Raw genomic sequence first — 11,331 nt, 5'->3', positions numbered from 1 at the left:
GAGCGGCATGACAGACGATCGGGTGATCGTGAAGTGCCTGGTGTGGGACCTCGACAACACGCTGTGGCGGGGGACTCTCGCCGAAGGCGACGACGTGGTCGTGCCGGACGAGATCCGGCGCGTGATCACCGAGCTGGACGCCCGCGGCGTCCTCCAGTCGGTGGCCAGCAAGAACGACCACGACGTGGCGTGGGCACGCCTCGAACAGGTGGGGCTGGCGGAGTACTTCGTCCTGCCGCACGTCGGCTGGGGCCCGAAGTCCGCGTCCGTGCGGGCCATCGCGGAGAAGCTCAACTTCGCCGAGTCCACCATCGCGTTCGTGGACGACCAGCCCACCGAACGCGCCGAGGTCGCCTACCACCTGCCCGAGGTGCGCTGCTACCCGGCCGAGCAGGCCGCGGAACTGGCCGGGCTGGCCGAGTTCAGCCCGCCGGTGATCACCGAGGACTCGGCGCGGCGGCGGAAGATGTACCAGGCGGGCTTCCGCCGGGACGCCGAGCGCGAGGGGTTCACCGGCCCGGACGAGGACTTCCTGCGCACGCTGGACCTCCGCATGACGGTCGTGCGCGCCACCGAGCGGGAGCTGGCCCGCGCGGCGGAGCTGACGCTGCGCACCAGCCAGATGAACGCGACCGGCGTGCCCTACGACGACGCCGCCCTGCGTTCGCTGATGACCGATCCGGAGCACGAGGTGCTGGTGGTCGGCATGTCCGACCGGTTCGGCCCGCACGGCGCCGTCGGGATCGTCCTGCTGCACCGGACGCCCGAGGTGTGGCACCTGAAACTGCTCGCCACGTCCTGCCGGGTGGTGGCGTTCGGCGCGGGCAGCACGCTGCTCAACTGGATCGTCGACCGGGCCGCCCGCGCGGGCGTGCACCTGGCGGCGGACTTCCGGCCGACCGACCGCAACCGCATGATGGACATCGCCTACCGGTTCGCCGGGTTCGACGACGAGGCCTGCGCGTGCCTCCTCCCGCTCGGGTCCACCGCGGCCGAGGGGGTGCTACGGCTGCACCTGCTGCCCGAACCGCGGCAGGCGTCGCCGGTCGTGACGCTCGACGCGGTCGACCTGGAGGTGGCCCATGGCTGAGCAGGTGGACGTCTCGGCGGCGCTGGCCGAGTACGTGCGCGAGATGTCGTTGCGGGAGGACGAGGTCCTCCGCGAGCTGCGGGAGGAGACGGCGGAACTGCCGGGCGGCCGCTCGTTGCAGGTGATGCCCGAGGAGGGCCAGTTCCTCGGGCTCCTGGTGAGCCTGCTGGGCGCGCGGTCCGTGCTGGAGCTGGGCACCTACACCGGGTACAGCACGCTGTGCATGGCCAGGGCGCTGCCGTCCACCGGGCGGTTGGTGACGTGCGACATCACCGGGCGGTGGGCCGACATCGGCGTCCCGTTCTGGCGGCGGGCCGGGGTGGAGGACCTGATCGACCTCCGGGTCGGACCGGCGGAGTCCACCATGGACGCCCTGCTGGAGGGCGGTGGGGCGGACGGGTTCGACCTCGTGTTCGTCGACGCCGACAAGGCCGGGTACCCCGCGTACTACGAGCGGGCGTTGCGGCTGGTGCGGCCGGGTGGGTTGGTGGTGCTGGACAACACGCTGTTCTTCGGCCGCGTCGCCGACCCGTCGGTGACCGATCCGGACACCGAGGGGGTGCGGAAGGTCAACGCCCTGATCCGCGACGACCAGTCGGTGGACATCGTGCTGTTGACGATGGCGGACGGGGTGACGCTGGTGCGGCGGAAGACGACGTAGGGGGATGGGGGACGGCCGTCCCCCATCCCCACGCGACCGGCGCTCAGAAGTGGCTGAACACCTCGCTCAACGGGTCCGAGGGGTACCGCTCGGGGACGTCCTTGCCGAGGAGCCGCGTCCGCAGCTTGTCCCACTGCGCGTGCAGCCCAGGGTCGAGGAGCTGCTTGCCGTGGTCCAGGACCAGGTGGAGTGCGTCGCGCACACCGGCGTAGAACGCCCGGTTCTGGAACCTCGGGGTGTGCAGCAGCACCTTCGGGTGAACGTAGGCGATGGCCAGCACCGTCCTCGGGCTGATGTCGAAGGTGTCCGGGTAGTGGGCGAGGGTCTGCACCGCCTTGACGACGAACTCCTGGGAGAGCGTGCGGGTACGCGTGCGCAGGAGGACGACCAGCGCGTCGCCCACGGCCTCGACGTCCGCGTAGTGGGTGTTCTCCGGTGGGGCGACCAGTTCTGGCAGGTGATCCGTGCCCACGGGGGAGAACACCTGGGCTTGCACCCACGTGAGCGTCTCGTCAGCCCAGTCCGGACCCTGGTTGTAGAACACCGAGCTGTCGACCAGGGCGATGCCACGGCGGATCCGAGAGGCGTGCGCGTCGTCCCCGCCGACCCTGGCGGTCCAGTACTCGTCCGCACCGCGCATGTCGAACGAGATGAACTCCGGTGCGCGGTCGACCAGTGCGGCGCCCTCCAGGTTCAACGAGGACAGCAGCGCTCGCCAGCTGTCGTGGTCCAGACCGGACCGCCACAGCGACAGCGTCGACCGCCAGTTCGCCGTGGCCTCGGTGTCGTCGTCGCCGAACGCGCCCACCAGTCGGAACCCGGTCTCGGGATCGCTGAACAGGATCGACAGCGTGGTCAGGTTCGCCGAGTAGGCCGCGAGTTGGCGGACGAAGTCGAGCGGTGTCGGGCGGTAGGTGTCGAACTCCGTCGACCGTCGCCGCTGTCGGAACGACTGGAGCAGGTCCACCAGCGCCCGGCGGACGTCGTCCTGCTCGTCCGACGGCATCGCGGCGAAGATCTCCTTCGCGAAGTCGCCGATGGACCGCCGCTCGGCCAGTGCGTGGTGCGAGAGCAGGGCGAACAGCACCTCGTCGTTGGGAGCGCGGTCCTGGTAGCGGCCACCGTAGGCGGCGTTGGCCAGGCCCGCCAGTTCGTCCACGACGTGCCGCGCCACCAGGTACTCGCCGAAGGTGGCGTGCAGGAACTCGTAGGCGCGCTCCTTCGTCCGCGTCGTCGCCTCCGGCGCGTGGACGAAGAAGAACTCGCCGAGCAGCCTGGCACCTTCGTCGTCCGGGAGGTTGTCCCGTCCGGTGAGCGCCGCGAGGTCGGACCGCAGGTCCGTCTCCCGCACGCTCTGCACGCCGCGGTTGAACATGGACAGCGCCGCGACCGCCAGCCGGAACACCTGGTCCGACACGCGGCGCTGCAACTCCTGGCCGCGCAACCGGCCCACCGCGTGCTTGCGCACCTCACGTCGGGCGAAGCTGTCGAAGATCCGCTCGTAGAGGTCCGACTTCGACAGGCCCGCGTCGAGCTGCGGCGCCCTGGGATTGGCGGCGTACAGGGCGAGCATGAGCAGAAGCAGGGGCTGTCTGACCAGGTCGGCCTGGTGCAGCGCTTCGGCGGCGGTCAGCTCGCGCACCGCCCCCGACCGGATCGCCTGGAGGTTCGTGGCGCGCCACTCGTCCAGCCAGGCGGTGACCTGGTCGTCGTCGAACTCGCCGAGTTTGACCACGGTCGCGCCGGGCGGCACGTCCACCCGGTCGGCCACCACGGTCCGGGACGTCACGACGACCGCCACCGGTCGGTTCTGCTCGCCTTCGATCCGCTGGAACTCCATGACCTCCCGCAGGTACCCGCTGCGGTCGAAGTCGGCGGCCTGCAACAACTCGTCCAGTCCGTCCAGCAGGACCACCAGCACGGTGTCGGCGTGGTCGGACAGCGCCTGCCACCCCAGCCGGTTGTTGCTCGCGATGTCCAGGGCCTGCTGGATCTGGTCGGGGATCGGGGCGCCCGCCGACACACCGCGCAGCGGCACGCGGACGACGGTGTACTCCTCCGGTGGAAGCTGGGCGGCGAGGACCTTGGTGAGGATCGACTTCCCCGCACCGGGGTGCCCCAGCAGCAGCATCGGCACCGATGTGGAGTCGGCCGAGGTGAAGTGCGCGGCGAGCATCAGTTCCAGGTCCTGCGCGACCGGCCGCGTCGACCACCAGCCCTCGTCCGCGGGGCGGCTGTCCTTGTCGTGCGCCGCCATCCGGTAGTGCGGCGTGACGAAGGCCCGTTCGATCGTCGGGAACGTGACGTCGGCGTCGTAGCGCTCGGTGTCGCTCGGCACGATGGGCTTGGCGAGCAGGGCCGTGTTCGCCTTGCGCAGCCCCTCGCGCTGCCGACCGATGTCGAGGCCGCGGTCGGAGAGCAGACCGAGCAGCACCTGGATCCGGGAGAGTGCTTGCCCGTGCGACTCCAAGGCGGCCCGCACATCGGCGTTGAGGGTGTCGAAGTGGTGCCTCGTGGCGGCGTGCTCGCCGAGCAGTGCCCAGAACACGAACTCCGGGGCCTTCTCGGCCAGCGCCAGGTAGTGCGACTGGTAGCCGTCCAGGACCAGGCCGCGGAAGGCCGGACCGAACACCCTGCCGACGCCCGCCCCGGCGGTGAGACCGCTGAAGAAGTCGTGTGCCTCCGCCATCACCTCGTCGAGCCAGCGGGCCAGGCGGGGCAGGTTATCCTGGAACCCGCACGACGGTGACGGAGCCGGGATCGCCGACCAGTAGAGGGCGTCGTAGTAGTCCCTCGTGGCGCGCTTGCGCAGGCCGGTGAGCAGCCGCCGTTCCGCGTCGGTGACCGCCAGCGCGCGCATCCGCTGGGCGCCGAGCCGTTCCTCCAGCGCCTCGAAGAACGCGGCGGCCACGATGGTGCTGTGCGCGGCGGTGATCAGGTCCCGGCGCGCCACACCCCTGGTGCCCGCCATCCGGTCGGACAACTTCCCGACCAGGCCCCGCAACAACCCGGTGGCCTCGTTCTTCTGGTCGACCCAGCCCCACACCGCGGCCAGCAGCGCCGCCGGTACGAGCGCGGCGCCGCCGCCGACCACGGCCACGGCGCCCGCGGCGAGGATGGTGCCGCCCAGCACCTTGTCGAGCTTGTCCACCGCCTCGGGCTCGTGCTTGCCGAGGATGCGCAACGCGCCTGCGAACGTGAGGGCGGGCTTGCGGGGCATGGGCGACTCCGGTGCGGTGGGCTTCCTCCCGTACATCGAGCGGAAGCCCGCTTCGTTAGCGCTCGGAGCTCACGAGCCGCCGGTCTCGCGCACCGCGACGGCCGTCCCCGCCTCTCAGGCTTCGTCGCGGAGGCGGACGACCAGCTCCACCATCGCCTTCACCGTGCGGAAGTTCGCGAGCTTCAGGTTCGCCCCGGAGACGGTGACGCCGTAGCGCTGCTCCAGGTGCACCACCAGTTCCATCGCGAACAGCGACGACAGCCCGCCCTCGCCGAACAGGTCGCGCGTGGCCGTCCAGCCCGCTTTCGTGCGGGTCTCCAGGAAGTCGATCAGCTCCTGCTCGATGGTGTCCGGGGTGGCCGAGACCGTCATGGTTGCGCCTCTTCGTAGTCGTAGAAACCGCGACCGCTCTTGCGGCCGTGGTGGCCGTCGCGGACCTTCTCCAGCAGCAGTTCGCACGGGCGGCTGCGCTCGTCGCCGATGCGGCGGTGCAGCACGTCCAGCGCGTCGACGAGGTTGTCGATGCCGATGAGGTCGGCCGTGCGCAGCGGGCCGGTGGGGTGGCCGAGGCAGCCGCGCATGAGCGCGTCGACGTCCTCGGCGGACGCGACGCCCTCCTGCACCAGGCGGGCGGCGTCGTTGATCATCGGGTGCAGGAGCCTGCTGGTGACGAACCCCGGCGAGTCGCGCACGACGATCGGTGTGCGGCGCAGTTCACCGAGGAGCTTCTTCGCCGACGAGACCACGTCCGCGGCGGTGCGCGGGCCGGGGACGACCTCGACGGTGGTGATGAGGTAGGCCGGGTTCATGAAGTGGGTGCCCAGCAGGTCCGCCGGACGCGTCACGGCGGCGGCCAGTTCGTCGACGGGGATCGACGAGGTGTTGGAGATGATCGGGGTGCCCGCCGACACGGCCGAGGACACCTGGGCCAGCACGGCGGCCTTCGTCGCCGGGTCCTCGACGACGGCCTCGATCACGGCTACCGGGGCCGGGCCGGAGAGGGCGTCCGCCAGTGAGGTGACAGTGGTGAGCGGCCCCGGTGTCGTGTCGGACGGGGCGGCGCCGAGCAGTGTCGCGGTCCGCAGGTTGCGGGTGATCGCGGTCTCGGCGCGGTCCAGCACGGCGCGGTCCACGTCCACGAGCGTCACGGGGACGCCGTGCACCAGGGCCAGCGTGGTGATGCCGGTGCCCATCACGCCCGCGCCGACGACGACGAGCGGACGAGCCTCCTCGTGTGCCGCGGCCGTCACGGGACCTCCTGCTCGTGGATCGGGGTGTTCGGGGGCCATCGTCGGTCACGGCCGCTAGCGTCCCGATAGCGTGGAGGCCTCGCCGCCGCCGCTAGATCGGCGCTATGGCGGGTGGTTAGCCTTCCCGACCGGCAGGCCGGGCCACCTGTTGCGCCCGCCCGGCCCGGCGAGCACCTGGGAGAGGACACCGTGGACACCACTCGGGCCGAGCCGGTCGGCTATCCCTTCAACCGCGCCGAAGACCTGGAGCTGGACGAGCGCTACGCGACGGCGCGCGCGGGCCGGACCCTGGTCCGGGTCACGATGCCGTACGGCGAGGACGGCTGGCTCGCCTCCCGTCACGAGGACGTCCGGTTCGTGCTGGGGGACCAGCGGTTCAGCCGCGCCGCCGCGGCGGCGGCCGGTCTTGCGGAGCCGCGCACGTCACCGCAGACCGTCGGCCCCGGCGTGATCCTGTCGATGGACCCGCCGGAGCACTCGCGCGTCCGCAGGCTGGCGGGCAAGGCGTTCACCCACCGCAACGTGGAACGGTTGCGCCCCAAGGCCAAGCAGGTCGCGAACGACCTGGTGGACCGGATGGTCGAGCACGGCTCACCGGTCGACCTCATCGAGAACTTCGCGTCACCGCTGCCCGTCACGATGATCTGCACGATGCTCGGCGTGCCCGTGGCCGACCAGCACCAGTTCCTCGACTGGTCGGAGGTGTTCGCGTCGGCGACCACCCTGAGCGAGGCGGAGACCCAGCAGCGCCTGGGCAGCCTCGTGGGGTACATGTCGGAACTGCTGCGGCAGCGCCAGGAGGAGCCCGCCGACGACCTGCTCAGCGGTCTCGTCCTCGCCCGCGACCAGGACGACCGGTTCACCGCCGACGAGATCCTCAGCCTGGCGATCGTGCTGCTGGGCGCCGGGCACGAGAACATCACCAGCCAGATCCCCAACTTCGTCTACACCCTGCTGCGCCACCCCGAGGAGCTGGCGCGACTGCGGGCGGACCCGGAGCTGGTGCCGCAGGCCGTCGAGGAGCTGATGCGGTACATCCCGCTCGGCCTCGGCCCCGTCCTGGCCCGCTACGCGCTGGTCGACGTCGAGGTCGGCGGTGTGCTGGTCCGCGCCGGGGAACCGGTGGTGGCGTCGCTCGGTTCGGCCAACCGCGACGAGGACGTGTTCGAGCGGGCGGACGAGCTGGACCTGACCCGCCACCCCGGCCCGCACGTGGGGTTCGGCCACGGCCCCCACCACTGCCTCGGCGCCGCGCTGGCGCGGATGGAGATGCAGATCGCGCTGGAGACGCTGCTGGAGCGCTTCCCGGACCTGCGGATCGCCGTGCCCGAGGAGGAGCTGAAGTGGCGCACCGGGACGTTCATGCGCAGCGTCGTGGAACTGCCCATCACCTGGTGACCTGAGGACGCGGAAGGGGGCGGGGCCAGCGGCCCCGCCCCCTCCGTCGGTCCTCCGGTCCTCGCCGCGGCAGCCCCGCGGCTCACGGCGCGCCTCGTGGCGGCCGCGACGGCGGTCCTCACGGCGGAGGTGGTGGCCCGTGCACGAACGGCACCCGTTGTCCAGGTCGGCCAGGTGGTGCCGGTTGCCGGTCCGGTGGCAGCCGCTCGACCGCCTGGCCGAGGACGTGCTGTCGACCGTGATCTCGGCGGGCGGCGTGCGGGGCCCGTACCGGTGGCCGGGGCTGTCATGAGACCGGGTGCACCGTGATCACGTCCGACCGGGAGGGTACGTCGTCGAACCGGGGGTGCGCCGAACGCTCACCAGGTCACGGGAAGCGCCTCCACACCGCGGATGAGCACGCCCTCGCGCCACTGGACCTCCTCCGGCGCCACGGCGAGCCGCAGGTCGGGGAAGCGGCGCAGCAGCGTGCCGAGGGTGACCTGGAGGTCCACCCTGGCCAGTTGCGCGCCGATGCAGTGGTGCGGCCCGAAGCCGAACGTCAGGTGCTGGATGTTCTTCCGGTCCAGGTCCAGCACGTCCGCGTCGGGGAACACGCTCGCGTCGCGGTTGGCCGAGGCGATGTCGGCCACCAGCGTCTCGCCCGCGCGCACGGTCACGTCGCCGAACTCCACGTCCTCCGTGGCGACCGTGCCGAACGCGCCGCCGGAGTTGATCGGGACGTGCCGCAGCAGCTCCTCCACCGCCTGGTTGATCAGCTCCGGGCGGGCGCGCAGCTTCGCCAGCTCGTCCGGGTTGGTCAGCAGCGTGTAGGTGAAGTTGAGGACGGTGTTGAGGATCGTCTCGTGCCCGCCGACCAGCAGCGCCACCGCGAGCGACGCCAGCTCGATCTCGCTGAGCCGGTCCTCGCCGTCCACCGCCGTGACCAGCGTGCTGAGCACGTCCTCGCCGGGCTCCGCGCGCTTGGCCGCCACCAAACCGTTGAGGTAGTTCAGGAACTGGGCGATCGACGCCTGCGCCTCGTCCGAGGTGAACACCCCGGACATGATGGTCTCGGTGAGCACGCGGAAGTCGGCGCGCTCGTCGACCGGGATGCCCAGCACCTCGCAGATCACCATGACCGGCAGGGGTTCCGCGACGAACTTCTTCAGGTCGGCGGGCGAGCCGTGCGCGACCATCTCGTCCAGCAGCCCGTCGACGATCTCCTGCACCCGAGGCCGCAGCTTCTCGATGCGGCGCACGGTGAACGCCTTGGCCATGAACCTGCGCACCCTGGTGTGGTCGGCGCCGTCCATGGTCAGCACCGAGCCCACGGGCGGCGTGCCCGGCACCATGCGCGGTGCCGCCTCGCCCAGCTCGGCCGAGGCCGCGCGGCTGAACCTGGGGTCGGACTGGGCCGTGCGCACCGACGAGTGCCGCACCGCCAGCCACGCCTCGCCGCCGTAGGGCATCCGCACCCTCGCCACCGGGGCCTCGTCGCGGGCCTCGCCGTACCACGGGTCCGCGGTCAACCTGCTGGTGTCGCCGACGGGGTACTGCGGCGTCGTTCCTTGCGTGCTCATGTGATTCCTCCCGGACCGGTCCCCGAGGCGGCCCGCGCCGGATCGTCACGCCCGGTCGCCCCGCGCCGCGTTCCCACGTCCGCGCGGCGTCCCGGTCGTTCGGGTGACCTCGGTCCTGATGATCGGGCATCGGCACTATCGTCCCGATAGCGCCGCACCCCGATGTGTTGTCGCTGGTGAAGGGCGATATTTCCGCGCTATGCGCACTTCTTAGCTTGGGCTGGGTCCGGGAGGGCCGCCGAGTTCTGCGCGGAAGTCGAAGACGGGGTAACCAATGTTCTGGCACGGGTCACGGCGCGCGGGCGACCACTTCGGGACGGTCTGATCACATGGCCGAGGACGAGAAGCTGCTCGGGTACCTGCGTCGCGCGATGGGGGAGCTGGCCGACGCCCGCACCCAGGTGCGCGACCTGGAGGCCAAGGCGGGGGAGCCGATCGCGATCGTCGCGATGAGCTGCCGCTACCCCGGTGGGGTTCGCTCCCCGGAAGACCTGTGGGACCTGCTCGCCGAGGGCCGCGACGTGATCGCGGAGTGGCCGGGGGACCGCGGCTGGAACACCGCCGACCTCTACCGGCCCGGCGCTCCGGTGCCCGGCAAGACCTTCTGCCGCGAGGGCGGTTTCCTCGACGACGCGGGCGACTTCGACGCCGGGTTCTTCGGCGTGTCCCCGAACGAGGCCCTGGCGATGGACCCGCAGCAGCGGCTGGTGCTGGAAACCTCCTGGGAGGCCGTGGAACGCGCCGGGATCGCGCCGTCGTCGTTGCGCGACAGCCGGACCGGCGTCTTCGTCGGCGCCATCGCCAACGACTACGGCTCCCCGGTGTTCGACGTCCCGTCCGGCGCGGAGGGGTTCCTGGACACCGGGACGCACACCAGCGTCGTGTCCGGCCGGGTCTCCTACACGCTCGGGCTGCGCGGCCCGGCGATCACCGTGAACACGGCGTGCTCGTCGTCGCTGGTGGCCCTGCACCTCGCGGCCCGCGCGCTGCGCGCGGGGGACTGCACCCTCGCGCTCGCGGGCGGCGTCACGGTCATGCCCGTGCCCGATCCCTTCGTGTCCTTCAGCCAGCAGGGCGGCCTGGCCCCGGACGGGCGCTGCAAGGCGTTCGGCGCGGACGCCGACGGCACCGGCTGGTCCGAGGGCGTCGGGATCGTGCTGCTGGAACGGCTGTCCGACGCCGTGCGCAACGGCAGGCGCGTCCTCGCCGTGCTGCGGTCGAGCGCGGTCAACCAGGACGGCGCCAGCAACGGCCTGTCCGCCCCGAACGCCACCGCGCAGCGCGAGGTCATCCGCGACGCGCTGGCCGCCGCCGAACTCGCGCCGATCGACGTGGACGCCGTGGAGGCGCACGGCACCGGCACCCGGCTGGGCGACCCGATCGAGGCCGGGGCGCTGCTCGCGGAGTACGGCGCCAACCGGGAGGCCGACCGTCCACTGTGGCTCGGCTCGCTCAAGTCCAACATCGGCCACACCTCCGCCGCCGCGGGCATCGGCGGCGTGATCAAGGTCGTGCAGGCGATGCGGCACGAGCTGCTGCCGCGCACCCTGCACGCCGAGCAGCCCTCGCCGTTCGTCGACTGGTCGGCCGGTGAGGTCCGGCTGCTGACGGAGGCCCGCGCCTGGCCCGCGTCCGACCGGCCGCGCCGCGCGGGCGTGTCCGCCTTCGGGATCAGCGGCACCAACGCCCACGTCATCCTGGAGGAGGCCCCGGCCGCCGCGCCCGCCGAGGTCGTCGAGGCCGACGGCGTCGTGCCGTGGGTGCTGTCCGCCCGGTCCGGTGCCGCGCTGCGCGCCCAGGCCGCCGGGCTGTCCACCTGGCTGGCCGGGCACGGCGACGTGCGGGCCGCGGACGTGGCCGCCGCGCTGGCGGGCACCCGGTCCGCGTTCGAGCACCGGGCCGTCGTGGTCGGGCGGGACGCGGCGGACTTCGCCGCACGGCTGGACGTCCTCGCCGACGGTGGCGTGCCCGCCGACGGCGCCGTGCTCGCCGGTGGCCCGGTGGGAGCCGACGGCCGGGTGGTGTTCGTGTTCCCCGGTCAGGGTTCGCAGTGGGTCGGCATGGGTGTGGAGCTGCTGGAGTCGTCGGCGGTGTTCGCGGAGCGGATGGCGGAGTGCGAGCGGGCGTTGGCGCCGTTCGTGGACTGGTCG

The 11,331-nt window shown here is 72.1% G+C and carries 8 protein-coding genes and 1 pseudogene; 5 read left to right on the top strand and 4 right to left on the bottom strand.

The annotated features are described in order from the left end of the window. The first annotated feature begins 7 nt into the window (after positions 1 to 7). Together VFZ92_RS25255 and VFZ92_RS25250 are read left to right on the top strand one after the other, a co-directional pair. Positions 8 to 1,090 (top strand): HAD-IIIC family phosphatase, encoded by a 1,083-nt coding sequence (locus tag VFZ92_RS25255; protein WP_330878508.1) that lies wholly within the window; start codon positions 8 to 10, stop codon positions 1,088 to 1,090. Continuing rightward, positions 1,083 to 1,751, top strand: coding sequence for an O-methyltransferase (locus tag VFZ92_RS25250; RefSeq protein WP_330878507.1), 669 nt, complete (start codon positions 1,083 to 1,085; stop codon positions 1,749 to 1,751). Before VFZ92_RS25255 ends, VFZ92_RS25250 begins: the two co-directional genes overlap by 8 nt. Before the next feature lie 43 nt (positions 1,752 to 1,794). Here VFZ92_RS25250 and VFZ92_RS25245 read toward each other — a convergent pair whose 3' ends face one another. From VFZ92_RS25245 to VFZ92_RS25235, 3 genes are all read right to left on the bottom strand, one after another. Next, positions 1,795 to 4,971 carry an ATP-binding protein gene (locus tag VFZ92_RS25245; protein ID WP_330878506.1) on the bottom strand — a complete coding sequence of 1,059 codons (3,177 nt, stop codon included), beginning with the start codon at positions 4,969 to 4,971 and terminating at the stop codon, positions 1,795 to 1,797. Between the two features lie 114 nt (positions 4,972 to 5,085). Beyond that, positions 5,086 to 5,343, bottom strand: coding sequence for an acyl carrier protein (locus VFZ92_RS25240; RefSeq protein WP_330878505.1), 258 nt, complete (start codon positions 5,341 to 5,343; stop codon positions 5,086 to 5,088). After that, positions 5,340 to 6,221, bottom strand: coding sequence for a 3-hydroxyacyl-CoA dehydrogenase family protein (locus VFZ92_RS25235; RefSeq protein WP_330878504.1), 882 nt, complete (start codon positions 6,219 to 6,221; stop codon positions 5,340 to 5,342). Before VFZ92_RS25235 ends, VFZ92_RS25240 begins: the two co-directional genes overlap by 4 nt. A 189-nt stretch (positions 6,222 to 6,410) precedes the next feature. Between VFZ92_RS25235 and VFZ92_RS25230 the strand changes: the two genes are divergently transcribed. Together VFZ92_RS25230 and VFZ92_RS25225 are read left to right on the top strand one after the other, a co-directional pair. Further along, a complete protein-coding gene (locus VFZ92_RS25230; protein WP_330878503.1) occupies positions 6,411 to 7,619 on the top strand; it encodes a cytochrome P450 in 1,209 nt (402 codons plus the stop codon). Positions 7,620 to 7,758: 139 nt separating this feature from the next. Beyond that, complete coding sequence (locus VFZ92_RS25225; protein ID WP_330878502.1) at positions 7,759 to 7,911, top strand: hypothetical protein; 153 nt, start codon at positions 7,759 to 7,761, stop codon at positions 7,909 to 7,911. 67 nt (positions 7,912 to 7,978) lie between these two features. On the opposite strand, the gene VFZ92_RS25220 is transcribed toward VFZ92_RS25225, so the two are convergent. Next, a complete protein-coding gene (locus VFZ92_RS25220; protein ID WP_330878501.1) occupies positions 7,979 to 9,181 on the bottom strand; it encodes a cytochrome P450 in 1,203 nt (400 codons plus the stop codon). 329 nt (positions 9,182 to 9,510) lie between these two features. Here VFZ92_RS25220 and VFZ92_RS25215 point away from each other — a divergent pair. Further along, positions 9,511 to 11,331 (top strand): annotated as a pseudogene (locus VFZ92_RS25215) (type I polyketide synthase); the annotation flags it as partial.

The sequence above is a fragment of the Umezawaea sp. genome (assembly GCF_036375055.1).
Lineage (GTDB): Bacteria > Actinomycetota > Actinomycetes > Mycobacteriales > Pseudonocardiaceae > Umezawaea.
The sequence above is the reverse complement of the archived record's forward strand: the minus strand, read 5'-3'. Positions and strand labels throughout refer to the sequence as shown.

What these genes read in the sequence shown, in the direction of transcription:
- VFZ92_RS25255 (WP_330878508.1), top strand. Translation starts at nt 8, where the DNA reads ATGACAGACGATCGGGTGATCGTGAAGTGCCTGGTGTGGGACCTCGAC.
- VFZ92_RS25250 (WP_330878507.1), top strand. Translation starts at nt 1,083, where the DNA reads ATGGCTGAGCAGGTGGACGTCTCGGCGGCGCTGGCCGAGTACGTGCGC.
- VFZ92_RS25245 (WP_330878506.1), bottom strand. Translation starts at nt 4,971, where the DNA reads ATGCCCCGCAAGCCCGCCCTCACGTTCGCAGGCGCGTTGCGCATCCTC.
- VFZ92_RS25240 (WP_330878505.1), bottom strand. Translation starts at nt 5,343, where the DNA reads ATGACGGTCTCGGCCACCCCGGACACCATCGAGCAGGAGCTGATCGAC.
- VFZ92_RS25220 (WP_330878501.1), bottom strand. Translation starts at nt 9,181, where the DNA reads ATGAGCACGCAAGGAACGACGCCGCAGTACCCCGTCGGCGACACCAGC.